The 25,910-nt window shown below is 70.3% G+C and carries 18 protein-coding genes, 1 tRNA gene, 1 other RNA gene and 1 pseudogene; 14 read left to right on the top strand and 7 right to left on the bottom strand.

What is annotated here, in order from left to right; genetic code table 11:
• Positions 1-31: 31 nt before the first annotated feature.
• A complete protein-coding gene (locus ACFYUS_RS16685; RefSeq protein WP_388851607.1) occupies positions 32-2,158 on the bottom strand; it encodes a DNA polymerase III subunit gamma and tau in 2,127 nt (708 codons plus the stop codon).
• 67 nt (positions 2,159-2,225) lie between these two features.
• An RNA gene (gene ffs, locus ACFYUS_RS16680) (signal recognition particle sRNA small type) lies at positions 2,226-2,324 on the bottom strand.
• 118 nt (positions 2,325-2,442) lie between these two features.
• Here ffs and ACFYUS_RS16675 point away from each other — a divergent pair.
• Positions 2,443-2,530, top strand: a tRNA-Ser gene (locus ACFYUS_RS16675).
• 169 nt (positions 2,531-2,699) lie between these two features.
• Here the strand turns inward: ACFYUS_RS16675 and ACFYUS_RS16670 are convergent.
• Positions 2,700-3,362 (bottom strand): response regulator, encoded by a 663-nt coding sequence (locus tag ACFYUS_RS16670; RefSeq protein ID WP_388851604.1) that lies wholly within the window; start codon positions 3,360-3,362, stop codon positions 2,700-2,702.
• Positions 3,362-4,570, bottom strand: a complete 1,209-nt coding sequence (locus tag ACFYUS_RS16665) for a sensor histidine kinase (RefSeq protein WP_388851601.1) — start codon at positions 4,568-4,570, stop codon at positions 3,362-3,364. Before ACFYUS_RS16665 ends, ACFYUS_RS16670 begins: the two co-directional genes overlap by 1 nt.
• Before the next feature lie 132 nt (positions 4,571-4,702).
• Between ACFYUS_RS16665 and ACFYUS_RS16660 the strand changes: the two genes are divergently transcribed.
• The 5 genes from ACFYUS_RS16660 to ACFYUS_RS16640 all read left to right on the top strand — a co-directional run bounded on the left by ACFYUS_RS16660 (position 4,703) and on the right by ACFYUS_RS16640 (position 13,990).
• Positions 4,703-5,434, top strand: coding sequence for an ABC transporter ATP-binding protein (locus ACFYUS_RS16660; protein WP_388851598.1), 732 nt, complete (start codon positions 4,703-4,705; stop codon positions 5,432-5,434).
• Entirely contained in the window at positions 5,431-7,761 is a 2,331-nt protein-coding gene (locus ACFYUS_RS16655) for an FtsX-like permease family protein (protein ID WP_388851595.1), read from the top strand. Before ACFYUS_RS16660 ends, ACFYUS_RS16655 begins: the two co-directional genes overlap by 4 nt.
• 839 nt (positions 7,762-8,600) lie before the next feature.
• Positions 8,601-9,311, top strand: a complete 711-nt coding sequence (locus ACFYUS_RS16650; protein ID WP_388851592.1) for a hypothetical protein — start codon at positions 8,601-8,603, stop codon at positions 9,309-9,311.
• Positions 9,308-10,207, top strand: coding sequence for an effector-associated domain EAD1-containing protein (locus tag ACFYUS_RS16645; protein ID WP_388851589.1), 900 nt, complete (start codon positions 9,308-9,310; stop codon positions 10,205-10,207). The genes ACFYUS_RS16650 and ACFYUS_RS16645 overlap by 4 nt, the downstream gene beginning before the upstream one ends.
• Positions 10,208-10,237: 30 nt before the next feature.
• A complete protein-coding gene (locus tag ACFYUS_RS16640; RefSeq protein WP_388851586.1) occupies positions 10,238-13,990 on the top strand; it encodes a DEAD/DEAH box helicase in 3,753 nt (1,250 codons plus the stop codon).
• A 394-nt stretch (positions 13,991-14,384) separates the two neighbouring features.
• Here the strand turns inward: ACFYUS_RS16640 and ACFYUS_RS16635 are convergent.
• Positions 14,385-14,940 (bottom strand): annotated as a pseudogene (locus tag ACFYUS_RS16635) (hypothetical protein); the annotation flags it as partial.
• Between the two features lie 462 nt (positions 14,941-15,402).
• On the opposite strand from ACFYUS_RS16635, the gene ACFYUS_RS16630 reads away from it, so the two are divergent.
• From ACFYUS_RS16630 to ACFYUS_RS16620, 3 genes are all read left to right on the top strand, one after another.
• Positions 15,403-15,810 (top strand): hypothetical protein, encoded by a 408-nt coding sequence (locus ACFYUS_RS16630; RefSeq protein WP_388851583.1) that lies wholly within the window; start codon positions 15,403-15,405, stop codon positions 15,808-15,810.
• A gap of 63 nt (positions 15,811-15,873) precedes the next feature.
• Positions 15,874-16,548, top strand: a complete 675-nt coding sequence (locus tag ACFYUS_RS16625; protein WP_388851580.1) for an ABC transporter ATP-binding protein — start codon at positions 15,874-15,876, stop codon at positions 16,546-16,548.
• 17 nt (positions 16,549-16,565) lie between these two features.
• On the top strand, positions 16,566-18,800 hold the full coding sequence (locus tag ACFYUS_RS16620; RefSeq protein WP_388851800.1) for an ABC transporter permease: 2,235 nt from the start codon (positions 16,566-16,568) through the stop codon (positions 18,798-18,800).
• A gap of 147 nt (positions 18,801-18,947) precedes the next feature.
• Here the strand turns inward: ACFYUS_RS16620 and ACFYUS_RS16615 are convergent, their stop codons facing one another.
• Positions 18,948-20,168: an MFS transporter gene (locus ACFYUS_RS16615; RefSeq protein ID WP_388851577.1), complete on the bottom strand. Its 1,221-nt coding sequence runs from the start codon at positions 20,166-20,168 to the stop codon at positions 18,948-18,950.
• Positions 20,169-20,254: 86 nt separating this feature from the next.
• Between ACFYUS_RS16615 and ACFYUS_RS16610 the strand changes: the two genes are divergently transcribed.
• A complete protein-coding gene (locus ACFYUS_RS16610; RefSeq protein WP_388851574.1) occupies positions 20,255-21,232 on the top strand; it encodes a DUF5937 family protein in 978 nt (325 codons plus the stop codon).
• 14 nt (positions 21,233-21,246) lie between these two features.
• On the top strand, positions 21,247-22,107 hold the full coding sequence (locus tag ACFYUS_RS16605) for an alpha/beta fold hydrolase (protein WP_388851571.1): 861 nt from the start codon (positions 21,247-21,249) through the stop codon (positions 22,105-22,107).
• Positions 22,108-22,164: 57 nt separating this feature from the next.
• Here the strand turns inward: ACFYUS_RS16605 and ACFYUS_RS16600 are convergent, their stop codons facing one another.
• A complete protein-coding gene (locus tag ACFYUS_RS16600; RefSeq protein ID WP_388851568.1) occupies positions 22,165-23,019 on the bottom strand; it encodes a helix-turn-helix transcriptional regulator in 855 nt (284 codons plus the stop codon).
• A 324-nt stretch (positions 23,020-23,343) separates the two neighbouring features.
• Between ACFYUS_RS16600 and ACFYUS_RS16595 the strand changes: the two genes are divergently transcribed.
• The 3 genes from ACFYUS_RS16595 (at position 23,344) to ACFYUS_RS16585 (ending at position 25,861) form a co-directional block, all read left to right on the top strand.
• Entirely contained in the window at positions 23,344-24,135 is a 792-nt protein-coding gene (locus ACFYUS_RS16595; RefSeq protein WP_388851565.1) for an alpha/beta fold hydrolase, read from the top strand.
• 16 nt (positions 24,136-24,151) lie between these two features.
• Positions 24,152-25,327, top strand: a complete 1,176-nt coding sequence (locus ACFYUS_RS16590) for a winged helix DNA-binding domain-containing protein (RefSeq protein ID WP_388851562.1) — start codon at positions 24,152-24,154, stop codon at positions 25,325-25,327.
• Between the two features lie 117 nt (positions 25,328-25,444).
• Positions 25,445-25,861, top strand: coding sequence for a YciI family protein (locus tag ACFYUS_RS16585; RefSeq protein ID WP_388851559.1), 417 nt, complete (start codon positions 25,445-25,447; stop codon positions 25,859-25,861).
• The last annotated feature ends 49 nt before the right edge of the window (positions 25,862-25,910 follow it).

The raw sequence follows: 25,910 nt of genomic DNA, 5'->3' as shown, positions 1-25,910 counted from the left end.
CCCTTTGTGCGGGCCACCGAGCGAGACGCCCCTACTGGTTCGGATATTCCTCCACAACCGTGGCGCCGAGCTCGCGCACGATCAGGTCGTGCCCGGACAGCGCCGACTCGACGAGATCCGGGTCGTCCTCCTCCGGGACGTCGTCCTCGGGCGCCACGGTCTGCGGCACCGGCGGGCTGTACGCGGGCGCGGGGGCCGGGGCCGGCTGCGCCTGCACGGGGGCGGGCTGCGCCTGTACGGGGGCGGGGGCCGGGGCCTGCTGGAAGGCGGGCGCGGGAGCGGCGGGCCGACCGCCGAAGCCGCCGTTGCCACCGCCGCCGAAGCCTCCGGTGCCGCCGGAACCGCCGAAGCCGGTGGCGGCGGGCGGGGGCGAGGCGCCGCCCGAGGGGTCGATGATCGCCTCGATCTTCCAGTTCACGTTGAACTGCTCGGCGAGGGCCTGCTTGAGGACCTCCTCGCTGCCGCTGCTCGCGAAGTTGTCGCGGGCGCCCGCGTTGAGGAAGCCGAGCTGGAGCGTCGTGCCGTCGAACCCGGCCACCTGGGCGTTCTGGCTGAGCAGGATCCAGGTGAAGCGGCGCCGGTTCTTCACGGCGTCGAGGATCTGCGGCCACAGGTTCCGCACCTGGGCCGTGTCCCCGCCGCCACCGCCGCCACCGGCCGGAGCCGGGGCCTGCGGCGCGGACTGCTGCTGTACGGGCGCGGGGGCCGGGGCGGCGGGCGCCGCGGACGCGCCGGACGCGCCGGGCCAGGCACCGGGAGCGCCGCCTCCGGGAATGCCGCCGCCGGGGGTGGCGGCACCGGGCCACGCGCCGGGCCGGGCGGCCGCGGGCTGCTCGTGCGCGGGAGCGTTCTGCGGTACGGGTGCGGGGGCGGGCTGCTGCACGGGGGCGGCGGGGGCCGGCGGGGGCGGGGCCATCGGGGTGTGGGCCTCGGGTCCGGGCACGTACCCCATGGCGGGCGCCGGAGGTCCGGGCGTGAAGACGGGCGCGGGCGCGGCGGCCGCCCCGCGCTCCAGCCGGTCGAGCCGCGCCTGGAGGGAACGCTCGTCGTCGAAGGCGGCGGGCAGCAGCACGCGCGCGCAGATCAGCTCCAGCTGAAGCCGCGGCGAGGTGGCCCCGCGCATCTCGGTGAGTCCCGCGTTGACGAGGTCCGCGGCACGGCTGAGCTCGGCGGCCCCGAACACGGACGCCTGGGCCTGCATGCGCTCGACGACGTCGACGGGGGCGTCGATGAGCCCCTTCTCGGCGGCGTCGGGCACGGCCGCGAGGATCACGAGGTCCCGCAGCCGCTCCAGGAGATCGGCGACGAACCGCCGAGGGTCGTTCCCGCCCTCGATGACCCGGTCGACGACCTCGAACGCGGCGGCCCCGTCCCCGGCCGCGAACGCGTCGACGACGGAGTCGAGCAGCGACCCGTCCGTGTACCCGAGCAGAGAGGTCGCCATGGCATACGTCACACCGTCCTCGGCGGCACCGGCGAGCAGCTGGTCCATGACGGACATCGAGTCACGCACGGACCCGGCACCGGCGCGGACGACGAGCGGCAGCACACCGTCCTCGACGGGAATGCCCTCCCGCCCGCAGACCTCGCCGAGGTACTCCCGAAGCGTCCCCGGCGGCACCAGCCGGAACGGATAGTGGTGCGTCCGGGACCGGATGGTCCCGATGACCTTCTCGGGCTCGGTCGTGGCGAAGATGAACTTCAGATGCTCCGGCGGCTCCTCGACCACCTTCAGCAGGGCGTTGAAGCCCGCCGAGGTGACCATGTGGGCCTCGTCGATGATGTAGATCTTGTACCGGCTGGACGCGGGCCCGAAGAACGCCTTCTCCCGCAGGTCACGGGCATCGTCCACACCACCGTGCGACGCCGCGTCGATCTCGATGACGTCGATCGACCCCGGCCCGTTCCGCGCCAGGTCCCGACAGGACTGGCACTCACCGCACGGCGTCGGCGTCGGCCCCTGCTCACAGTTCAGACACCGCGCGAGAATCCGCGCACTGGTCGTCTTCCCGCACCCGCGCGGCCCGCTGAACAGGTACGCGTGATTGACCCGGTTGTTCCGCAGGGCCTGCTGCAACGGGTCGGTGACATGCTCCTGCCCGATGACCTCGGCGAAGGACTCGGGGCGATAGCGGCGGTACAGCGCGAGAGACGACACGTATACGAGGTTATAGGCGCCCACCGACAACCCGGGAAAACCGCAGCGGCACGAGCACACGCCCGGAAACGCAAGCGCCCCCCACGCACCTGCCAGAGCCGACCTACCCTTGCTGCCTTCCGGCCCTGGGGGAGTTCAGTCAGATAGCACCGCGTGAGGGGCTGCGCCCAGCCTACCCGATCCCACGCCCCCCACGGCCCCCCTCACCCACCTGCGGCCTTCGCCCCACCCCCGCGCAGAGCGACGTGCGCGAGCACCCCCTCCGGTCATGTAATGTTCTCCCCGGAGGATTCGCCTAGAGGCCTAGGGCGCACGCTTGGAAAGCGTGTTGGGGGCAACCCCTCACGAGTTCGAATCTCGTATCCTCCGCCAGCTGTACCGAAGGCGCCGACTGCACTGCAGTCGGCGCCTTCGTCGTGCCGGGGCCTCGGCCGGGACCCCTGGGCTCAGCAACGTCTTCGCCGGGGCCGCCAGCTCGGCGACCGCCTCGGAGCAGTCCGTCGGTCTCGTCGGCGAGGTCGTGCAACCCGGTGGCGCCGTCCTATCCGGCCGGCGCCACCAGGCCGTGCTCGTAGGCGATGATGACGAGGTGGACGCGGTCACGGGCGTCGAGCTTGGCCAGCAGCCGCGTCACGTACGCCTTGACGGTCGCGCCGCTGATGAACATCGCCTCGGCGATCTCGGCGTTCGACATCCCCCGGCCGATCAGGGTCAGGACCTCCCGCTCGCGGCCGGTGATCCCCTGGATCTCCTTGGGCGGCAGGGCAGCGGCCCGCTGCGGGCGGTGGGCGAACTCCTCGATCAGGCGGCGCGTCACCTTCGGCGCGATCAGCGCGTCCCCGGCGGCCACGACCCGCACCGCCGCGATGATGTCGTCCAAGGCCATGTCCTTGACGAGGAATCCCGAAGCCCCGGCTCGCAGGGCGTTGTAGACGTTGTCGTCGTCGTCGAACGTCGTCAGGACGACGACGTGCGGGGCGCCGACGTCCTTCGTGATCATCCGGGTGGCCTCGATGCCGTCCATGCCGGGCATGCGGATGTCCATGACGACGACGTCGGGATGCAGATCCCGGACCAGTTGCACGGCCTCGGCGCCGTTTCCGGCCTCCCCGACGACCTCGACGTCCGGGACGTCGGTGATCACCATGACCAGACCGGCGCGGATCAGCGGCTGGTCGTCGGCGAGCACGACGCGGACCGGCATCAGACCTCCATCGGGATGGGGAGACGGGCAGTCACGCGGTAGCCGCCCTCGGGACGCGGACCGGCGGTGAAGTCGCCGTTCAGCAGCTTCACTCGATCACGCATTCCGGCGATGCCGTAGCCGGCGCCTTCGCCCCGGCCGGTCCCGGTCCCGCTGTCGACGATCACGACGGACAGGTCGGCCGGCTGGAAGACCACGGAGACACGGCACTGCTCCGTCGCGGAGTGCTTCACCACGTTGGTGACGGACTCCTGGATGATGCGGAACGCGGACAGGTCGACCTCCGGCGGCAGCGGACGCCGCTCGCCGCGCCACTCGACGTCCACCCGGACGCCGGCGTTCCGGACGTTCTCCACCAACTTGTCGACGTCATCGAGCCCGGCGAGCGGCTCGTCCGCGCCGCCGGACTCGGCGTCGTGGAGGGCTCCGAGCATCCGCCGCAGCCCGGCGAGCGTCTCCCGGCTGGTGTTCTCGATGACGCCGAGGGCCTTGCGGGCGCCCTCCGGCTGGGTCTCGATGACGCGCTTGGCGGCGCCGGCCTGGATCGCGACGACGCCGATGCTGTGCGAGATCACGTCATGCAGCTCGCGGGCGATCCGCAGCCGTTCGGCCGTCACCGCCTGCTCCGCGACCCGGGTGCGCATCTGCTCGGTGTGCTCGCGTTCCTGACGTCGCGAGTTCCCGATCACGCAGGCGACCACGATCATCATCAGGACGACGGCCTCGACCGAGGTGCCCACCCGGAGTCCCAGCGCCAGACGCGTGCCGATGTAGCCGAGGAGCCCGGCCAGGGCCAGCCCCGCGGCGAACAGTGACGTCCGCCGCGCCTCCGCGGCGGCGACGAAGCAGAGGGCGACGCAGACCGGCAGGTACTGCTCGGGCGCGATGCTGATCGTGTGCAGGGGGCCGTTGGTCAGGACCAGTGCGCTGAGCACCAGCATCGTCATCGATGTCAGCGGTCGGCGGGTCAGGAGCCGGCAGGCGCCGGCCATCAGGACCGCCGCGAGCAGCAGCATCGCCTGCTCGCGGCGGTCCATCGCGAACGGCTCGATGAGGTGGCTCTTCTCGCCCCAGGGCTGCAACCGTTCGCCCGGCCAGCGGATCTGGACGACGAACGAGTACAGCGTGGACACGCACCAGGTGAGCGCCGTCCAAGCGCCGGGCGTCACACGCCGCAGCAGCGACATCGAGGGCGGGGGCGGGGGCATGACGCGATCGTAGCCAGGTGATCATCCGGGGGCATCGGAGCGAGGGTGTACACCCTGGGTCGGTATCCCCGCCCCGGGATGTGGACGGCGCTCCGATGCCGGTGGACCAGGGTGATCGGCAGTGTTCTCCCCATGACGAACACTGGCGGTCACGAGGAACGGGACGTCGTCGTCCGGCTCACGGACGTGCGGAAGGACTTCGGGGATTACGCGGCTCTGGACGGCGTCTCGCTGGAGATCGGCGCCGGCGAGGCGGTCGCCCTGATGGGGCCGTCCGGCTCCGGGAAGTCGACGCTGCTGAACATGGTGTCCGGGCTCGACCGGCCGAGCACCGGATCGGTCGTCGTCGGCGGGGAGGACCTGGTCGGGCTCGACGAGAAGGGCCTCGCACTGTTCCGGCGCCGCCGGATCGGCATGATCTTCCAGTTCTTCAACCTCCTGGACGACCTGCCGGCCCTGGACAACATCGCCCTGGCCGGACAGCTGATCGGCCTGAAGGCGTCGGCAGCCCGCAAACGCGCTCTGGAACTCATGGGCGAACTCGGGATCGCCGACCGGAAGAACATCTATCCCGCCTCCCTCTCCGGCGGCGAGCGGCAGCGGGTCGCCACGGCGCGCGCACTGATGAACCAGCCGTCCCTGCTGCTGGCCGACGAGCCCACCGGCGCCCTGGACAGCCGGTCCGGCGACCAGGTGACGCACCTGCTCACGGACCTGAACCAGCTCGGCCAGACACTCCTGATCGTCACGCACGACCCGCGGCTCGCCGCGCAGTGCGCCCGCCGGGTCGTCGAGGTCGCGGACGGGCGCATCACCCGGGACCGCGCGGTGGACCGCGCAGTGACCACGGAGGCCGGCCGATGAGCGCCGTCTGGCGGGCTTCGCGCGCGGCGGTCAGGCGCCGCAGACTCCAGACCTTCGTCCTCGGCGTCGTCGTCATGGTCTCCAGCGCCATGGCCATCGTCACCCTGGGCCTGCTGGCGGCCGTGTCAGGCCCCTTCGACCAGGCCTACAACGCCGCGAACGGCGCACACGTCATCGCCGAGTTCGACAGCTCGAAGGCGACCGCCGCACAGATCGCCCAGGCCGCGAACGCCCCCGGCGTCGAGGCCGTCGCCGGTCCCTATCCCGAGGCCGTTCTCCACTCGCCCTCGGAGACCGGCGACCATCCGGTCGGGCTGTCGGGTTCGTTCACCGTCGTCGGCCGCGACCGGCCGGACACCCCGGTCGACACCCTCGGGCTCAGCGCCGGCCGCTGGGCGACCGGTCCCGGCGAGATCGTCATGAACGCGCCGTCGGACATCGGTCCGCTACAGATCAAGTCCGAGCGCGAGGTCGTCACACCGGACGGCGTGAAGCTGAAGATCGTCGGCTACGCCGCCTCGGCCAGTCAGTCCGCGGGCGGCTGGGTCACACCGGACCAAGCCCGGGCCCTGCACTCGGACTCACTCCAGATGATGTACCGCTTCGAGGAGGCCGGGTCCGACCCGGCACTGAAGGCCGGCACGGCCGCCGCCACGAAGGGCCTGCCGTCCGACGCCCTGACGGGAACCAGCTCCTACCTGGCCATCAAGGCGAACCTCGCCAAGGGCCCCCACACCTACGTGCCGTTCCTGACGGTCTTCGGCGTCCTGGGACTGCTCGTCTCGGTCCTGATCGTCGGCAACGTCGTCAGCGGCGCGGTCGTCTCGGGCTTCCGGCACATCGGAGTCCTCAAGGCACTGGGATTCACGCCGAACCAGGTGACGGCGGTCTACCTCGTCATGGTCACCGTCCCGGCGACGATCGGCTGCGCGCTCGGCTCGGTGATCGGCGGCCTCGTCGGCGGAAAGCTGGTGCGCCAGGCGTTCTTCGGCATCTTCGGCAACGATCTCGTCATCGACAAGGCGACCGTCCCCACGTGGGTCTATCCGGTCGTGCTGATCGGAATGCCCGCACTCGTCGCGCTGTCCGCGCTTGTCCCGGCGATGCGCGCCCGCCGCCTCCCCGCCGCCGTTGCCATCAGCGCCGGCAGCGTCCAACAGACCGGACGCGGCCTGGCGGTCCAGCGCAGACTCGGCGGATCACCCCTGCCGCGCCCGGTGAGCCTGGGCCTCGGCTGGCCCTTCGCCCGGCCGGGTCGCACGGCCCTGACACTGTCGACCGTCGTACTCGGCGTCATGACGGTGACGATGGCCCTCGGCCTCTCCACCTCGGTCGTCAAGTTCGGTCAGCTGCAGACGCAGACCGACAAGATCCAGGTACGCATCGACCTCAACGACCCCCAGTGGAACCCTCCCGGCCCGACCCACTCCGACGACCAGATCTTCGCGTTGCTGCGCTCGCTGCCCGGCACCGAGCACGTGTACGCCGAGACCGCGCTGGAGACCCGCCTGACAGGCTCATCGGGAATCCTCCGGATGAGCGCCGAGAGCGGCGACACGACGGAGCTGCACCCGGCTCTCGTCCGGGGACGCTGGATCGAGGGGCCGAACGAGGTGGTGGTCTCATCGGAGTTCTGGCACCAGCACAAGCTGTCCCTCGGCGACACGATCACGCTGGACTCGAGCGACGGGCCACAGCCACAGAAGATCGTCGGCGAGAGCACCCTCGGCTGGGACGTGACGACCCTCGACTGGAACCGGTTCACCCCGCTCAGCCCGGTCCATCGCGCCCAGAGCTTCCACGTCCAGCTCGCGAAGGGCACCGACCCGCAGGCCTACGCCGCTGCGGTCACACGCACGGACCCAGGACTGAACGCGACTGTGAACGGCGCCTCCGACACCATCGAAAAGGTCATCATCAGCGTGGTGTCGACGCTCACCCTGATGCTGATCATCGTCTCGAGCCTCGGCGTGTTCAACACAGTCGTCCTCAACACCCGCGAGCGGCGCAAGGACCTTGGGATGCTCAAGTCGCTCGGCATGACACCGCTCCAAGTGATCGCCATGGTGATGACGTCCATGACGACCCTCGGAGCGGTAGGCGGCCTCATCGGCGTCCCACTCGGAATGCTCGCGCACCGGATCATCATCCCGCTCACCGGACACGGCATCGGACTCGATCTGCCGAACTCACTACTACACGTGTGGAACTGGCCGATGGCATCACTGCTGGCCTTCTCAGGCTCCATGATCGCCGCGCTGGGGGCCTACCTCCCGGCCCGGGGCGCGGCGAAGGCGCCTACGGCGGAGGTACTGCGGACGGAGTAGTCGGGGGCAGCGGACAGCGAAGACCACGGCAGCAGAGTCCTGATCCTGGAATCGGTTCTGGTCTCAGTTCTGGTCTCAGTTCTGGCCTCGTCCATCACCGTTCAGGCACGTTCAACTACCTCTCCGGAGGACAGAAGCCGCAGGTCAGAACTGGCCCTGGCCCAGCCGAACAGCACCGAGCAGAATGGGAAAGCGTGTTGGGGGCAACCCCTCACGAGTTCGAATCTCGCATCCTCCGCCAGTGCCCCACCGGGCACGTTGCCGAAGGGCCCCACCGTTCGCGGTGGGGCCCTTCGACGTTGTCCATGCCGGTTTCCGTTCACCGCGCCAAGTGACAGCAGCGAGGCCCGTCGCTCCAAAGCCCGAGGTAATCACGATGGACGGCGAGGATGTCGTTCATCCGGGCATCAACCTTGGCGAGCGTCCGGTAGCCGGCCTTCACAGCCTCGCCATGCCGCCGGTAGTAGCGCCGATCTCGAGTCACTGCTCGCCGCACTTAGTGGCAGCCGATATTCGCCGCTTCCGCGCCGTATCCATCTTCTTCCCCTTGATCCGGCACAGCAGAATCATGGAAACAGCGTCGAACCGTAAGGGCGCCAATCAGCCGATGAGTCACCGGTCCGTTCCTGGACCGACTGTCCCGCCAAGGCTGCGTGACAAGCCACCAGTCGGCGGGCCCGGACCCGGCATGGTCACTTGTCGGGTGGAAGTTCGCGTTCCGGCTGGTTCAGGAGGGTCGGCAGTCGCTAGCCTTCCGTTGCACAGGCTGCCATGGGGGGACGCACCTGGATGACTTCCGGCCGGTTCCTCGAAGGCTCGCACTGCCCGAGAGGTGATGGATGATCGAATTCGATGACCCCCAGCTGCCCGAACAGGACCTGGTCCTGCTGCCCGACGAAGCCTTACGGGGCGACGAACCCGGAACCGGTCAGAACCCCGACGCTCCCCCGCCGCTGCGCGGCCGAGTCCGGCTGGGCGGCCCTCTCGCCCAGCGCCTCACGCCCGAGCAGTTGGCCGACGATCCCAGCCTGAGCGAATACCTCACCGGCCAGGTCAACACGTACAACTACTACCTGGTCCACCTCTCCCTCACCTTCGCTCCCACCCCCCAGCGGCCCCGGCTCGAATTCGCCCACCTGGCCCTGGACCTCTCCGCCAAGCCCGAGGCCCCACCGCCGCTGGCCCACTCCATGGACCCGATGCGTCTGACGGACACCGTCCAGGTCACCCGGACCCGCCGGCTCGGCCCGCAGCTCTCCCTCCTCGGTACCGACGTCTCGCTCGGCGAGGTCGGACAGAACCAGGAGTACACCACCCACCAACCCTTCGCCCAGGCCCTGGGGCTGCACGGTGCCACGCCCGGCTGGGAGTTCCGGCGGACCGTCGCCACCGAGCTGACCGGCTGCCACGCGCTTCGCCTGGTCGTCCGTACCGCCGTCGGCTCGGTCACGGACCTGACGTGCACGGTCACCGCGGGCGTCAAGATCCCCCTGCTGCGCCGCTACACCCGCACCCTGCCCCACCCGCTGCGTCTGGAAGCGACGCTGTGAGCGGGGGCCTCGCCGGCGCCCGCCCGGAGCCGCTGCTCCGGGCGGAGATCGCCGAACTGGCCAGCGTCTACAACGCCCCCGGGCAGGCCGAGACGCTGCTGCTGGCCGCCGGCTACCCGCCCGACGCGTTGCCCTACGCGCCGAAGTCTCCCCGTGAGTACTGGGAGACGGTGTCGGCGAACATCGCGACAGGCATCATGGCCGACGGCCGTCGGCGGATCCTGGCCGAGGCACGGGCGCGACGCCCGTTCAACCCCGTGTTCGCGGCGGCCCCCGCCCCAGGTTCGGGCGCCACCGTGGCCACGGCCGCCACCGGAGTACCCAAAGTCATGGTGCTCGGTGCAGAACCGGCCCGCCGGGGCGCCGTACGGGCCGGAGCCGAGCTGCGCGAGATCCTGAGGGCGACCGGCGGCCGCCTGGAGGTCATCCCCGGCCCCGCGGCCACCGTCGCGGATCTGGTCCGGATCCGGCGCGAGCTGCCCGACATCCTGCACTTGGCCTGCCACGGCACCGAGGAAGGACTGCTGTTGGAGGACCAGGACGGCGAGCCCCATACCCTGCCCGCCGCCGAACTCGCCAGCACGCTCCGGCTGGCCGCTGAGCACTACGACCATCACCTGCGGGCACTGGTCCTGCGCTCCTGCGACAGCGACGCGATCGCGGGGCGGTTCACGGAGCTGGCCGACGTGGTGATCGCCCACCGCGGCAAGCTCGACGCGGACTGCTCGACGCTCTTCGCCGCCGCCTTCTACGAGGAACTCGCGGCAATACCCGATCCGTTGTCCCAGAAGGAGCTTGTCGCCGCCGCCCACGTGGCCGCCCAGGACGTGGTGAACCGCGCCGGAGTGTGCCGTCCCATCCGTACCGACCTCATCGTCCTGACCCGAACCTCCTGAGGCGAAGGAGACGCAGTGCCGCTTTCCCACGTGCCTGAACCAGATGTGAACGACGAGGACTACGACGAGGCCGGCCCCTGGGACATCCCGCCCGAGGACTGGAAGACGCTCGTCGACCGCCTCTCCTCGGCGTTCGGCCACGACGAGTGGCTACGGATCCTCGCCGAACTCGGATACCCGAAGTCCGAGATCCCCATCGACGCCAAGGGCGCGAAGGACTTCTGGTTCCAGGTGCGCAAACGCGCCGAAGAAGGTGCGGTCCCGTGGGACTGGCGGAAGATCGTCCGGTATCTGGGTACCGACGACCGTGTCCAGTACCACCCGGACATCAGACGCCTCGTCACCAAGCACCGTCTGGACACGTCCCCCACCTCTGACGCCCAGCCGGCGAACGGACCGGCGCCCTCTCCCGAACCGACGACCGCCACCGCCATCATCCCGGCACAGGCCTCGACCGGTCCCGATACCGGCGCCGCACCAGAGACCGGCGAGCCGTACGCCGCAGCGCCCGCGTACGCCCGCGACGACCGCCTGCCACCCATCGGCAGTTACAGTGAACTGCTGCCCAAGTCCCCCCGCCCCGACCGCCGGGAGGCGATCCTGGCGCTGTGGGAGCATCGGCTCGGCCCGTGGGAGGGGCTCAACCAGTTCCAGCAGGACCTGGTCCAGGTCTGCCGGAAGATCATCGATGACCGCGGCGTGGCCCTGGTGTACGCGGTGACCAACAGCGGCAAGACCACCATCGCCCGCGTCGGCATGACGATGGCCCTCAACAACGACGAGTCGGCCATGATGCTGCTGCCGATCAAGGCACTGGTGGCGCAGGAAGAGGCCGAGTGGCAGGACTGGCTCGGCGGCCACGAGGCGCTGGAACGGCTCCAGGGGCAGGTGTACGGGGTGTCCCGCGACTACCCCGAGAGCGACCGGCCTGTGGGCAACGGCCACTACAAGGTCGCCGTGGCCATCTACGAGAAGCTCGGCGTCTACCTGGTCAACGGGATGCGCCCACTGGATCGCACCCGCCTGGTGGTCGTCGACGAGCTCCAGATGCTGTCCGAGACCAGCGACCGTGCGGCCAAACTGGAGGCCCTGCTCACCCTGATCAAGCTGCGGCCCGGCGACCGGCCCGCCTTGCTCGGCCTTTCAGCCGCCCTCAGTCCCGAGGCGGGCGAGACGCTGGAGCGGTGGTTGGGCGACCAGCGCACCACCTTCACCCCGAGCAGCAACGAGCGGCCTGTCCCTCTCGACACCTATGTCGTGGACCAGGGGACCTGGCTGGTCCAGCGCGACGCCCATCTCCTGAGCATGAACATGCCGGGCAGTCGGACGCCACCGGAGGCGGTGCGGGAGCAGCACCGGCTACCCGCCCTGCGCAGCCGGTACTCCCAAGCGCTGTCCAAGGGCCTCAACGGCCTCCAGCGCAAGCTGTCCACGGCCGAACTCGCCGCCACGCTCGTCCTCAGCATCCTCCAGGAGAACGACAAGCGCCGGATCATCTGCTTCGTCCCGACCCGGACCGCCGCCGACCAGCTGGCGGGCGGCATCCGGCAGGTCCTGGACGCCGCGTTCCAGCGTCCCAAGGGCGGCTCACCCTGGGTGAACGGCCGATACAAGAGCGCGGAGTCCGCCCAGCGCGACCTGGACGGCGATCTGTACGACCGGCTGCTGACCTCGGACATCCCCGGCTACGAGCTGGTGATCCGCGGCCTGCGCACCGGTGTGGCCGCGCACTCGGCCGCGCTGGCGCCCCCGATGCGGCGGCTGCTGGAGGAGGAGTTCCGGGCCGAGGACGGCCTGCTGCGCGTGCTGGTCGCCACCGACACCCTCGCGGTGGGCCTCAACCTCCCTGCCGACACCGTCGTTGCGACCAGCATCTCCGGCCTGTCGGGCGCCGGTTCTCAGCGCGCCCGACAGCTGCTGCTGCCCGCAGATCTGGACAATAAGGGCGGACGGGCGGGCCGCCGGGGCCAGACGGTGGCCGAGCGCGGCCAGTTCTACCTCCTGGTGCCCTCCGACCTGGAGCTGCAGAACGTCGACGGGCTGACGACCGCCGAGATCAAGGAGCTGGCCACGGTCGAGGGGGTCTCCAAGAAGTTCGTACGGAGCAAGCGCCGTTCCCTGGCCGTCCGGTCGCAGTACCGCGACCTGGACGCGATCAGCGGCCTGGTGCTTCAGGTGCTCTGCCAGGACAACCGGATGCTTGTCGAGAGCAAGTGGCTGGCACGGGTCCGGGTGATCATCGACAGCCTGCTGATCAGCTACGAGCCAGACCACCCCACGCTGCCCGAGCCCAAGGACATCCTGAAGGAGTTGCAGCGCCGCAAGCTGATCCACGAGGTGAGCCGAAGCACCCGCCCCGGCGCGGCGAAGAGCCTGAAGCTCACCGAGCTGGGCCAGGCCGTCGGACGGTCCGGCCTTGAGCTGGACGACGCCCCTGACCTGGAGCGCCTGGCAGGGCTCGTCCGCAGCGGGGCCGGAACGATAGAGCTGCTGTGGCACGCCTCCCGGGCCCGGTCCATCAAGCAGGTCACAGCCTGGGTGGCGCTCCCCGGCGAGGGGAGCAACCGTCATCTACCGTCCCTGAAGGGGGCGGTCCTCACCATGGCCCTGACGCACTGCGCCGAGCGCGAGCAGATGCGCCGGGACTGCGCGAACTGGGTGGCCACCGAGGGAGCACCCCTGCCGGAGCGGCTGCTGCGCGAGGCCGGGCGACCGGTAGTCTCGAAGGAGCTCAAGGATCTGCTGGCCAGCGACGAGGACGCCGCCGCCACCGACGAGGTCAACGCCCTGCTGCGGGCGGTGGTCGCGTACGAGTGGCTGCACGGGGTGCCGTTCGCCGAGATGCAGCAGCGGTTCTCGGGGGCGATCAAATCGGAGGAGGAGCCGGACAAGGGGCAGTTCAAGCCGCCGTCCCTGTCGCTGTACTACTCCGACGTCGAGCAGCTCTGCGAGCAGATGGCCGGCTACATCCGGGCGGCCGCGGACATCAGCTTCACCGAGGACGGGGTCGACCACTCCGCGCGGATGCAGCTCATCGCCCAGCAGGTGGAGTCCGGGCTGCCGGCGTGGCTGGCGAAGGTGTCCAAGATGCGGATCACCGGTCTGCATCGCGAGCGGCTGGCGAAGCTGGCGGGCCTGCCCGAGGACCAGCGGCCCGACCCGCCGTCGCTGCTGGTGGACACGGACCCGCTGAGCGAGGTCCTGACCGACACCGAGCGCGCCGACGCTCGGCGGATCATCGACAGCCGGCTGGCTCAGGAGCAGGCACACCGCGAGCGGATCGCCCGCGAGTGGGCCGACGTGGTGATCCCCGATGGCGAGGGCCAGATCTTCGACGACGTGTCGGAGGAACTGGAGAAGGCCAACGGGGCCGCCGCGTACCTGAAGCGGCTCGGCGAGCTCGCCGTGTGCCTGGGTCTGCAGGTCACCGAGGCGGTGATCGACGGGTCGTTCTACAGCTCGGAGTGGAGTGCCGAGGAGTCCGGCGCGGCAGTGACCGTCCGGGTGCCGGTGGCGGACCTGACCGCCGGGATGGTCGCGGACGTCCGGGAGGAGCGCACACTGGTCGTGGTCCGGGGGCGGCGGCCGGGAGTGCAGGAGGCGCTGGCCGCGCAGGGCCTGGTGGCCCGGTTCCTGGAACCCGACCACCTGCTGTCGGTCCTCGCGCACCTGGTGAAGACCCGAGGGCAGGTATCCGGGGACGAGGTCGTCGAGGAGCTGTCGGGCATCCGGCTGTCGTCGCTGGGCGGCATCAGCTGGTCGGTGCCAGTGCAAGCAAACTGAACTGGACGGAGCCGTCCGCGGGCCCCGGATCCGTCACGGATCCGGGGCTTCCGGTGTCACACGGTCCTGCTGGGCAACCGCACTGCAGGAGGCTGAAAGGTTGTCGGCAACCAGCGACGCAGCGGCTGTCTCTGGTGTCGGTCCTGGTCTCGGTCAAGCCCGTTCAACCCCACCCGGACAGGGCCATCCCCAACGCTCCGCTGCAGACCAGGACAACCACGGCCCCCGCCGGCCCCCCGTACGAACATTTGGACAACGTATTGGGGGCAACCCCTCACGAGTTCGAATCTCGTATCCTCCGCCAGCGCCTCACCAGGCACATTGTCGAAAGGGTCCCACCGTTCGCGGTGGGACCCTTTCGACGTATACGACACCGCCCCGACTGGGCGGGCCGGACGAGGCAAGGGCGGCACTCGAGGCTCAGCTCGCGGTCGACGGCGTAGCTGGTCCGCATCGAGGCGTCGATCACCTGCTGCCAGGAGCCGTACTTCGCATACAACTGGTCCGCGGGGGGCCGAGGGCATTGCCGCACTTGGCCTGGTTCCGCTCCTCCAGGATCCGGAGCTCCTCGGAAGTCATGCCCGCGCGGGTGATCGCCTTGGCCTGGTTCCGCATGTCGACCAGCTCCCGGGCGATCTCCTCGGCGGTGGCACCTGCCGCCCGCATGCCGGCCTCCGTGCGGTGCATGTCCTCCAGAAACCGCGATAGCTCATCCGGGCCCGCTGAGCCTCCACCTTCTCATCCATCGGCAGAACACGGATCCGACACACGCCCGGATCCGTACTCGGACAGGGGGCATCAGCGGAGACCGGCGGAGCGAGAGGAGCCGTGATGATCGACCCACAGGCCTCCGCCACGCTTGCCACGGACGAGCCTGCCGTCCCCAGCACGGCGACGGCAGCCACGAACGGGACAAGGACACGCCTCAGCAAGGAAGAGGAAAGGCGCATGGGCGCACCCTTGGGAACTCCACCACGCCCCTTCACGCAGCCACACCAATGATCCCCCTACGAGAACGAGAGCACGCCCACCAGACCCTGTCGGCCGTGGGTCCTGATGCGTCTGCCCCCGCCGTCAACCGTCCGCCCCTCGGCGGGAGCCTCCAGGCGCTTGGCGCCCGCCTGATCGGCATGTCGAACCCAGTCCTCGCCGTCGGTCCTCGACCCTACGGCTCCTCGGCTGGAGGCGCCTTCCATGCCTTCTGAACTGCGCTCTGGTGGAGGGCGTGACCGTGTGCGGGATTGGCCCGCAGGGCTGAGTTACGGCCCAGAAGGATTCGTTCACTGGATAGGGGGGTGATTTGGCGGAGGTACGTTCCTCCTCGATCCTCTTCGTAGCGATGACGGTACTTTCTGTGACGGCCAGTCGACGCGGATGACCAGTCGGCACATTCACTCAACTAGGGGATACCTATGAGGAAGTTGGCAGCAGCAGTGGTGGCTGCGGGGTTGTTCGTTGGCGGGATGGGGACGGCGGCTGCCGGCTCCTGGGGCCACGAGTTGAAGATGTACACGACCGGCGCCGCGTTCAGCGGTCGGTACAAGTGGGAGCCCAAGTTCCAGCACCGTGGGGCATTCCACGTACGTGGGCGCCTTTCAGACGCTGATCCTGGCGACGGCCACAACGTCTACCTCCGCGCAAAGGTAGAAGGGTACGGATGGGTTCGCGTCAAGGGTACCCAGAGGAAGACCGTCAACATCGACGAGATCTTCTTCGACGGCGCCGTTCTGGAAACCAATCACGCGCAGATCCAACTGTGCCGTGACCGTGGTTCTTTGCGTCCGGATAACTGCTCGGATCTTCGTAAGTTCCGACGCTAGAAGTCCACACCTGCGGGAGCCTCCAGCCCAGTGGCTCCCGCCCCACAGAGAGTGCACAGCACGATGGACGTCATCCTCCGCGCCGAGGGCGTGGATCTCTTCTACGGCACGCAGCAGGCAGTCACCGGTGCCGATTTCACGCTCAAGCGCGGCGAAGTGGCCGCCATCATGGGGAGCAGCGGTTCGGGGAAGTCGTCCCTGCTCTACTGCCTCGCCGGGGTCCTGCCGCCCACCAACGGCACGGTGACCTTCGACGGAGAACAGCTCTCGTGCCTCCCCGACGGGGAGCTCAGTGCGCTGCGCCGTACGCGACTGGGGTTCGTCTTCCAGTACGGGGAGCTGCTGCCGGAGTTGACCGTCGAGGAGAACGCGGCGCTCCCTCTCCGGCTCGCCGGGATCAGCAAGGCTCATGCTCACGCCATGGCCGGCCAGGTGCTCGGGCGGCTCGGCATGGGTGATCTGTTACGGCGCAGGACGTCGAAGCTGTCGGGTGGCCAGAGCCAGCGTGTGGCGGTTGCGCGGGCTCTGGTCCACCGGCCGGACGTGGTGTTCGCGGATGAGCCGACCGGGGCGCTCGACAGCGCCAATGCAGATGCTGTTCTGGACGAGTTCCTTCAACTGGCACGTCGCCAAAAGACGGCCGTGGTTATCGTCACGCACGATTCAGGCGTTGCGGCCAAGGCCGACACGCAGTACACGATGTCGGACGGTGTCCTGACCCAACGGGTGGCAGTGTGAGTGCCTTCTTTCTCGGGATGCGCTTGCTTTGGGGCAGCGGCCGTAGAGGGCGGGTCCGGTTCCTCTTGATGGCACTCGGCTCGGCACTTGGGGTGGCCTGCCTTGCCGCTGTCCTCACCATTCCCACCATCCTCGCTGCCCATGATGCGCGGACAGCGGCCCGCGCGGCGGTGCCGGGTGGCCACAGCAATATCGTCTACCAAGAGTTTCTGGACCCTTACGGGTCGCGTCCGCTTCGCCGAATCTTCATCGCTCGGACAGGTCCCGGTCCGACACCGCCCGCTCCCGGAATCAGAGAGATTCCGCACGCAGGCGAAGCCATCGTCTCGCCTGAGTTGGGCGAACTCCTCGCAGCCAATCCCCAAGCCGCAGGACTTGTGCCGGGTCATGTGACGGGCACGATCGCACCAGAGGGACTGGGCGGGCCGGACGACCTTTACGCCTACGTCGGCACCGCTCCTGCCGAGCTGACCGGAGCAAGGCCTCTCAGCCACTTCGGCGGCGAGCGCACAAGCGAGGAAGTAGTCGACTCGTCGACCCTCGACATCCTGCGCTTCACACTTGGGTGCATCGTGCTGCTCCCCCTCGTCATCTTCCTCTCCGTCTGCGCGCGACTTTCTGGGGAATCCCGTGCGCGTCGGCTCGCCGCGCTTCGACTCATCGGGCTCAGCGTGAAGGACACCCTGAGAGTCAACGCCGGGGAAAGCGTGGCAGCCGCATCGCTCGGCGCCCTGCTCGGCCTTCTCGGGTATCTCGGGGTCAACGAGATCATGGCGAGGGTCGGGCTACCTGGGCTGCAGTGGTATCCCGCTGACGGACGACCTGAGCCATCGACGGTGGCAGTGTGCCTGTTGGGATGTCCGTTACTCGCCTGGATTGTCGGGCAGTTCAGTGCACGACAGGCTGCTCTGTCGCCGATCAGTGTGCGGCGGACGGGGGAACGTAAGCGGCCCAAGAAGTACGGAACGTTGTTGCTGATCCCGGGGCTTGGAGTCATCGGGGGGTACTGCGCACTTAGTGTGATGGGACGAGACCCGTCCGGGGGGTCGGCCAGTGCCGTATTGGTGCCCGGGGCCGTGCTGTTGACCGGTGCTGGGCTCGTCTTCGGACTGGCGCCAATCACTGCATGGTTCGCACGACGGTTGGCTAGGGCAACAAAGTCATTGCCCATGGCTTTGGCGATGCGGCGTACAGAAGTGGATCCAGGGGCCTCGTTACGAGTGGCCACTGGACTCGTACTACTGATTTTCGGAGCCTCGCTGACGCAAGGGGTACTCGTCGAACTCGATCAGGTCAGTCGTCGAACGACACCCGTTCAGGAGTACAACATCAAACTGAGCGATCTGAAGCCGACACAACGAAAGGCACTCGCAGCAGTTCCGGGTGTACGAATGCAGATCGTCACGTACGGATCGTGGTACCGGCTCGATGACGCTATGCCGGAGCGCCTCGACTTGGTGGCTGCCACCTGTCCCCAACTCATCGCCTCCACTCGGCAAGCAAGGGGCTGTGTGGACGGAAGAGCCATGCAACTACGCGATGGCAATGCCGCCTACCCGGACGACCCTCAACCCGGTGACCGATTCCCCTTCCTGGCAGGTGACGATCGCAAGGTCACATTCACCGTGCCTCACGAGTGGATCGACATGTCCGCGTACCAGCCGTCTGTGTTCCATACCGGTGCTCTGCTTGTGCCTCCCTCCCTGCTCCCGCAGAACCTTGCAGACGCCAATGGCACCCTCACCCTCGTGAGTGGTGCCGACCCCGCCACCATCCGTTCCGTCCTCGACGGGATCGGGTCCGTGGCACCCACCGCTTCTGTCGAGCCGGTGGGGATCGTCATCAGTTCGCTCGCTCAGTTGACCGTGATCCGGAGTCTGCTGGTCGTCGGGATGGTGCTCGGGCTGGTGATCGGGGTGGCTGCGTTTGTCGTGTCGGTGGCTGATCGGGCTTTGGAGAGGCGGGGGCAGGTGACGGCGCTGGCGTTGTTGGGGGCGGGGGCGGGGACGTTGAGGGTGGTGCAGGTGGTGCAGGTGTTGTTGCCGTTGGTGGTGGGGTTGGGGGCGGCGATTGTTGCGGGGTGGCTGGCGGAGTCGAGTTATCTGATTACGGGGGGTGGGGAGGTGCACTGGGATTGGGAGGGGTTGCCCTTGTTGGTCGTCTGTGCGTTGGGGGTGATGGGTGCGGCTGCGGTTGCTTCCGTTCCGATGGTGCGGCGGCATATTGATCCTGAGCACATTCGGCGCGATTAGGTTTCGGGGTGGGCGGGGGGGTTTGTCTTCGGTTGTGACTGGAGCGAAGGGGCCCGTCGGCTGATTTCCTTCCTTCTGGGCCACGGGCATGCTGACGTGCTCGTGGCCCGTGTGTGGGCTGGGGGGGGGAAGTGGCCCCCGTTCTTCTCATGCCGCCAGTTCGTGGGTTGTGCGGTGCTCGATGCGGGTCTTCAGGGTCAGGGTGGCGGCCGCTGTCGCCGTGCCGGCTATGAGGGCTGTCCACCACAGGGTTGTGGGGCCGAGGTTCGTGTAGGTCGTCACGCCGAGGGTGAGGGCGGCGAAGCGGGCGACGCCCCAGGTCCAGCTGAAGGCGCCTTGGTAGCGGCCGCGGGCGTGGGACGGGGCGAGGTTGGCGAAGAGGCCGGCGGCGATGCCGGCGACGATGACCTCGCCGAGCGACCAGACGATGACCGACATGGTGTAGCCGGCGATGCTGTCGGCGAGGCCGGTCAGTGCGACGCCTGCCGCGATCAACGCGCTTCCCGTGCTCTGTACCGCCAGCTGCGGGAAACGGGAGAGCCATGCCGTCGCGAAGGGCTGGAGGGCGACGACCATGACCGCGTTGACGGCGGCCATCGCTCCGTACACCGCCGGGGAGAGGCCGCTGTCGCGGACGGCGAGCGGGAGTGCGACCTCGGTCAGCGAGTAGACGAAGAGCTGGACGCCGAAGAGGGGGAGGAGGAGCAGGGCCAGGCGGTCGCGGAGCACCACTCCGTAGCCGATGCCGTCCTGCTGCTTCTGCTGCGGAAGGGGCTCGCGCTTCGGTTCCGGGACGCGTACCGCCACCACCAGCGCGTACAGCAGCATCGAGCCCGCGTCCACGGCGAAGAGGAGCCAGTAGCCCCGCGCCGCGAGGTAGCCGCCCAGGACTCCCGCCACCGCCGTGCCGATGTTCACGCCCCAGCCGAAGAGGGCGTACGCACGTCGGCGTCGTTCGCTGTCGACGGCGTCGGCCAGCAGGGCGTACGCCGCGGGGGAGACCGTGCTGCCCGCCGCGCTGATCAGCAGCGCCGCCGCGGCCATCGTCCACACGCCCGGGGCCAGGAAGAGCGCTCCCTGCGCGGCCGCCGCGCCGATCAGGCCGATCAGCATCGTGGGGCGGCGGCCGATGCGGTCGGCGAGGATGCCGCCCACGGCCGGGCCGATCAGGTTGCCCGCGCCGAGTGCGCCGAGCACGTACGAGGTGTCTCCGCCGGTCACTCCCCGCGAGGCGAGGAAGAAGACCAGGAAGGGGGTGACCAGGTAGCCGAGGCGGTTGACGATCGTTCCCGCGAAGATCGTCCAGACCACGGACGGGAGGCCCCGGAAGGCCGAGGAGGAAGGGGAGTTCGCTTGGGTGGGAGGCATGCGTCGAGGGTGCTTTTCCTCCACCCCTCCCCTCCAATCATTAAGCTCAGGCCGAATCCATCCGCCGACTCCAGGACGTGAGACGCATGGACGCCGGGCTCAGCTTCTCCGCCGCCGATCTCGCCCAGACCCGTTTCGCCGTCTCCCCCATGTGGGAGGTCGTCACCAGCTACCGCGTCGTCGCCCATCTGCCCGACTCCGCCCCGCACGGGCGCTGGGCCGCCCAGGTGCGGCCCCGGCTCGTCCGCGCCGGGCTCGACCGCGGCTGGCTCGCCGCGCTCGTCCCCGGCCTCGGATACCTCGCCGACTTCCTCAACCCCACCCCCGCCGGGCCCTTCCCCACCCTCGAATCCGAGCTCGACGCCATCCGCCGCGCCTCCCCCGCGGACGTACGGGACGACCTCGACACCCTGGAGGGCAAGGGCGTCGCCCCGGCACGGCTCCGGTCGCTGCGGGAGGATCCCGCCGCCGTCCTCCCCAAGGTCGCCGACGAGATCGAGACGTACTGGGAGCTCGCCCTCGCCCCCTACTGGGCCCGCATCCAGAAGGTCCTGGAGGCCGATGTCTTCCACCGGGCGCGGCAGGTCGCCGAGCACGGTTCGGCGCGGGTCCTGAGCGAGCTCCACGAGACCGTGCGGTGGGACGACGGCACCCTCCGACTCGTACGGCGGCACTGCGCGCTCACCCGCGACCAGGCCGGCTCCGGGCTGCTGCTCGTCCCCTCCGTGTTCGCCTGGCCCCGCGTCCTCACCCGTTCCGTCCATCCCGACCCCCCTCAACTCGCCTACCCGGCGCGGGGTTTCGGGAGCGTCTGGGAGCCTCGCACCACCGCCGCCACGGACGCCGTCGCCGCCGTCCTCGGCCGCTCCCGCACCCTGCTCCTCAGCGAGCTCGACACCCCCGCCTCCACCACCCAGCTCGCCGCGCACTGCGGCATGTCCGCCGCCGGCGTCTCCCAGCACCTCATCGCCCTCCGGAACGCCGGCCTCGTCACCGCCCACCGCAGCGGCCGCTCCGTCCTCTACGCCCGCACCGCCGTCGCCGACCAACTCCTTCACCCCTAGGGGATGATCACCGGATGACCTCTTCCTCCTGGAGCGAGTTTTCCCTCGTACGTGACGGTGTACGGCTCTCCTGCCGCGACTGGGGCGGCGGTGGCGGCAGTGGCGGTTCCGGGTCCGACGTCCTCCTTCTCCACGGGCTCGCCGGGCACTCCGGGGAGTGGGAGGCCGTCGCCCGGCTGCTCCGGGACGCCGGTCACCGCGTCGTCGCCCTCGACCAGCGCGGGCACGGTGCCAGCGAGCGGCACCCGGCGGACGTCTCGCGTGCCGCGTACGTCGCCGATGTCGTCGCCGTCGTCGAGGAACTCGGGCTCGTACGGCCCCTGTTGGTCGGGCAGTCGCTCGGCGGGCACACCGCCCTCCTCACCGCCGCCGCCCACCCCGACCTGCCGCGCGCGCTCGTCCTCGTCGAGGCCGGGCCGGGCGGCGCCGGGCCCGAGCTGCCCGAGCAGATCGGCGGGTGGCTGCGGGCGTGGCCGGTGCCGTTCCCCTCGCGGGAGGCGGCCGTCGCGTACCTGGGGAACGGGAAGCCGGCCGTCGGGGAGGGGTGGGCCGAGGGGCTTGAGGAGCGCGACGGTGGGCTTTGGCCGCGTTTCGAACCCGCCGTCATGGAGCGGTCCCTCGACGAGCTCACCCGGCGCGCCTTCTGGGAGGAGTGGGCCGCCGTCCGCTGTCCCGCGCTCGCCGTCCTCGGAGAGGGCCGGGAGGGCGGGATCATCGGCGGCGACGAGTACGCGGAGATGGTCCGCGTCCGGACCGGGCTCCACGGCGTGAGCCTGCCCGGCACCGGACACGACGTGCATCTGGAGCGGCCCGGGGTGCTGGGGCGGGTGATTCTCGACTTCCTGCGGCAGGAGCCTCAGGAGCAGCGGCAGTAAGGGAGTTGAAGTCCTGGTGACGCGGTGCGCGCCGTCGGGCGGGTGGGCTCGAGTGGGCTAAGGAGCGGGGGTGAACTGTTCCGTGCCCACCACCCGGAGCAGTGCCAGCCGCTCCCCCGCGTCCGTGCCCGGCGGCGGGGTGTAGAGGACGAGGCGCTGTTCGCCCTCCGGGACGAGCAGCACCTGGCAGTCCAGGTCGACCGTGCCGATCACCGGGTGCGCGACCCGCATCCGGCTGTGCCGGCGGACCGCCACCTCGTGCCGTTCCCACAGCTCCGTGAACTCCTCGCTCGCCCCGCGCAGCCGCTCCACGAGCCGGGTGGCGGCCGGGTCGCCGGAGCGGCGGGCGACGGCCGCGCGCAGGTCGGCGACGTGGAGGCGGCTGTAGTACGCGTGCTCCTCGGCCGGATACGCCGTACGGGCCGCCGGGTCGGCGAACCAGCGCCATGCCACGTTCCGCCCGTGCTCCGACACCGTGCACACCCCGCCGAGCAGGGACTGCGCCATCGCGTTCTGGGCGAGGACGTCCCCGAGGTCGCTCAGGATCTGCGCGGGGGTCGTGTCCAGCTGGTCCAGGAGGTGGAGCAGCCCGGGTGCGACGTGGTCGCCGGCCGTGGCTCCGGCGGGCGGGCGGTGGCCGGCGAGGAGGTGGAGGTGGTCGCGCCCGTCCGCGTCGAGCCGCAGCGCGCGGGCGAGCGCGGCGAGCATCTGCGGCGAGGGCTGCGGGCCGCGCGCCTGCTCCAGGCGGATGTAGTAGTCGGCGGACATGCCGGCGAGCTGGGCGACCTCCTCTCGGCGCAGTCCGGGGGTGCGGCGGCGGGGACCGGCCGGGAGGCCGGCGTCCTGGGGGCGCACGCGTTCGCGGGAGCGGCGCAGGAAGTCGGCGAGTTCACGGCGGTCGATCGTCGTCATGCGGATCATGGTGCCGGGTGCGGGCGGGCGTATCCAGGGATCGGCGGTCCCTGGGTCGTGGCACCCGGATGGTGGGGCGGGGGGGGCTTACCCGGGGGGCGTACCCGGAGAGCGGGCGGTCCCCGGGGCGCGACACCCCGACCGTGAGCCTGGGGGGCGTGCCCAGAGACCCGGCGACCCCCAGGGCGCGACACCCCGACCCCGAGGCGTCGTCGTATCCAGGGACTGCCGGTCCCAGGGTCGGGAGGGCTCTCCCGGGCCGTTCCGGGCGGCGGCAGAGTCATCGGTGTCAGCCAACGACCGCATTCACAGGGAGCTCAGATCATGGCCACCGTCACCGTCGGTACCGCCCGCGTCCACTACGACATCGAGGGTGCGGGCGCCGGGCCCGCGCTGCTCCTCGTGCACGGCACCGGGGCGGGCGGCGCCGTTCTCACCTGGGGGCAGGTCGGGCCCCGGTTCGCCGGGGACCGCCGGGTGATCACTTTGGATCTGTCGGGTGCGGACCGGACCGTCGACGACGGCGGGCCGCTGAGCGTGGAGATGCTCGCCGCGCAGGTGATCGCGGTGATCGAGGACGCGGGCACGGGTCCGGTGGACCTGCTCGGGTTCTCGATGGGGGCCCCGGTGTCGGCGGCCGTCGCCGCCCTGCGCCCGGACCTGGTCGAGCGGCTCGTGCTGGTGGCGGGGTGGGCGTACACCGACGGGGACGAGTACATGCGGAACCTGTTCACGCTGTGGCAGCGGCTGGGCGGGTCCGACCCGGAGGGCTTCGGGCGGAGCGTGACGATGACCGGGTTCAGCCGCGGTTTCCTCAACGGGATCGGCCGCGAGGGCGTCGAGGCGCTCGTCCCGAACCTGCCGCCCACCCCGGGCACCCTGCGGCACGTGGCGCTCGACCTGGCGGTCGACATCCGCGCGCTGCTGCCCCGGATCACGGCGAGGACGCTGGTCGTGGGCGGTACGCAGGACATCACCGTGCCGGTGGAGAACAGCCGGGAGCTGCACGCGGCGATCGCCGGCAGCGCGTACGCGGAGATCGACGCCGGGCACGTCATGTTCTTCGAGAAGGAGGACGAGTTCGTGAAGACCGTGACCGGTTTCCTCGGCTCCTGAACGCCATGATGGGCCCATGGGAGACACGAGGTTCATCGACGACGCCGAGCGGCGGGCTCGGCTCGGGGTCCGGCACCTGCTGGCCGGGGGCGTGCGGGCGGGGTCGGCGGCGGAGGTCGGGGAAGCGCTCGTGGCGCTGCACGGGACAGATCCGGCGAGCGTGTTCCTCGCGGCGGGGGCGCGGCTCGGAGCAGGCGTCGAGCCGGTGGGGGCGGTGGAGGGGGCGCTGTACGAGGACGGGTCCCTGGTGCGGATGCACGGCATGCGGCACACGGTCTTCGTCCTCCCGTCCGGCCTCGCCGCCGCCGTCCAGTCCTCGACGACCCGGCCCGCCGCCGTCCGCGAACGCACCACGCTCCTCAAGCACTTGGCGGCCGGCAGCGATTTCGACGGGGCCTGGCTCGCGGAGACCGAGCGGCTCGTCCTCGCCGAGCTGGACGCCCGGGGCGAGGCGACGGGGGCCGAACTCGGCGAGGCCGTACCGAGGTTGAGGTCGACGTACGTGTACGGGACGGGCACCCGTCAGGAGGGCGTGCAGTCCGTCGCGAGCCGGGTGCTGCGAGTGCTGGGCATGGAGGGCCGGATCGTACGGGGCCGGCCGCAGGGTTCGTGGACGTCGAGCCGCTTCCGGTGGGCGGTCGCCGAGGCCCGTCCCGTACGGGATCCGGCGGAGGCGCGGGCGGAGCTGCTCGGGCGGTGGCTCGGGGCGTGCGGTCCCGCGACCGAGGCGGATCTGACGTGGTGGACGGGGTGGAAGGTCACGGACGTGCGCAAGGCGCTCGGGGCGGTCGGGGCGGTGCCGGTGGGGGTGGACGGGGGGACGGGTTTCGTCCTGCCGGACGACCTCGGTCCCGTGCCGTCACCGGAACCGTGGGCGGCGCTGCTGCCCGCGCTCGACCCGACGGCGATGGGCTGGCAGGGCCGTGACTGGTACCTGGACCCGGCCCACCGGGCGGCGCTCTTCGACCGCAGCGGGAACATCGGGCCGACGGTGTGGTGGAACGGCCGGATCGTCGGCGGCTGGGCGCAGCGCCCGGACGGCTCCCTCGCCCACCGTTTCCTCGCCGACGTGGGCGCGGAGGCGGAGCGGGCGGTCGGGGCGGAGGCGGAGCGGCTCGCGGGGTGGCTGGGGGACGTGCGGGTGACGCCCCGCTTCCGGACCCCGCTGGAGCGGGAGCTCGGCGCGGGGTGAGCACGGGCGGCCGGCCGGGTGAATCATCCCGGTTTCTTCCCGCGCGGTGTCGAGAACGGCGCCCCGGATCCGACTCTGCTGCGAGAGGCAGTACAGCCCGGCGAGCGAGGAGGAGTCATGAAGTACCTGGTGATGGTGCAGGGCGCGCAGGCCGACTACGAGGCGATGGCGGGGCGCGGCACCGCGCAGTACCCCTCCTGGGACAAGGCGCAGCTCCAGACGATGTTCGACCACATGAACGCGGTCACCGAGGAGGCGGCCGGGCGCGGCGAGCTGGTCGACGCGCAGGGGCTCGCCGCCCCGTCCACGACCCGCTTCGTCACGGTGGACGGAGAGGGCCGGCCGGTCGTCACCGACGGCCCGTACGCCGAGACGAAGGAGGTCCTCGCCGGTTACTGGGTCCTCGACTGCGCCTCCCTGGACCGCGTCACGGAGATCGCCGCGCAGGTCGCCCGCTGTCCGGTCCCGGCCGGTTCCCCGGAGTACCCGGTGGTCATCCGTCCGATCGACGAGACGGGACCGAGGCAGGACTGAGATCGAGCGGGACCGAGATCGAACGGAACCGAGATCGAGCAGGACCGAG

The organism is Streptomyces sp. NPDC004284, assembly GCF_042874035.1.
Classification (GTDB): Bacteria; Actinomycetota; Actinomycetes; order Streptomycetales; family Streptomycetaceae; genus Streptomyces.
The sequence above is the reverse complement of the archived record's forward strand: the minus strand, read 5'-3'. Positions and strand labels throughout refer to the sequence as shown.

What these genes read in the sequence shown, in the direction of transcription:
- ACFYUS_RS16615 (WP_388851577.1), bottom strand. Translation starts at nt 20,168, where the DNA reads ATGCCTCCCACCCAAGCGAACTCCCCTTCCTCCTCGGCCTTCCGGGGC.
- ACFYUS_RS16665 (WP_388851601.1), bottom strand. Translation starts at nt 4,570, where the DNA reads ATGCCCCCGCCCCCGCCCTCGATGTCGCTGCTGCGGCGTGTGACGCCC.
- ACFYUS_RS16630 (WP_388851583.1), top strand. Translation starts at nt 15,403, where the DNA reads ATGAGGAAGTTGGCAGCAGCAGTGGTGGCTGCGGGGTTGTTCGTTGGC.
- ACFYUS_RS16590 (WP_388851562.1), top strand. Translation starts at nt 24,152, where the DNA reads ATGGGAGACACGAGGTTCATCGACGACGCCGAGCGGCGGGCTCGGCTC.
- ACFYUS_RS16600 (WP_388851568.1), bottom strand. Translation starts at nt 23,019, where the DNA reads ATGACGACGATCGACCGCCGTGAACTCGCCGACTTCCTGCGCCGCTCC.
- ACFYUS_RS16670 (WP_388851604.1), bottom strand. Translation starts at nt 3,362, where the DNA reads ATGCCGGTCCGCGTCGTGCTCGCCGACGACCAGCCGCTGATCCGCGCC.
- ACFYUS_RS16585 (WP_388851559.1), top strand. Translation starts at nt 25,445, where the DNA reads ATGAAGTACCTGGTGATGGTGCAGGGCGCGCAGGCCGACTACGAGGCG.
- ACFYUS_RS16625 (WP_388851580.1), top strand. Translation starts at nt 15,874, where the DNA reads ATGGACGTCATCCTCCGCGCCGAGGGCGTGGATCTCTTCTACGGCACG.
- ACFYUS_RS16655 (WP_388851595.1), top strand. Translation starts at nt 5,431, where the DNA reads ATGAGCGCCGTCTGGCGGGCTTCGCGCGCGGCGGTCAGGCGCCGCAGA.
- ACFYUS_RS16650 (WP_388851592.1), top strand. Translation starts at nt 8,601, where the DNA reads ATGATCGAATTCGATGACCCCCAGCTGCCCGAACAGGACCTGGTCCTG.
- ACFYUS_RS16605 (WP_388851571.1), top strand. Translation starts at nt 21,247, where the DNA reads ATGACCTCTTCCTCCTGGAGCGAGTTTTCCCTCGTACGTGACGGTGTA.
- ACFYUS_RS16610 (WP_388851574.1), top strand. Translation starts at nt 20,255, where the DNA reads ATGGACGCCGGGCTCAGCTTCTCCGCCGCCGATCTCGCCCAGACCCGT.
- ACFYUS_RS16660 (WP_388851598.1), top strand. Translation starts at nt 4,703, where the DNA reads ATGACGAACACTGGCGGTCACGAGGAACGGGACGTCGTCGTCCGGCTC.
- ACFYUS_RS16620 (WP_388851800.1), top strand. Translation starts at nt 16,566, where the DNA reads ATGCGCTTGCTTTGGGGCAGCGGCCGTAGAGGGCGGGTCCGGTTCCTC.
- ACFYUS_RS16595 (WP_388851565.1), top strand. Translation starts at nt 23,344, where the DNA reads ATGGCCACCGTCACCGTCGGTACCGCCCGCGTCCACTACGACATCGAG.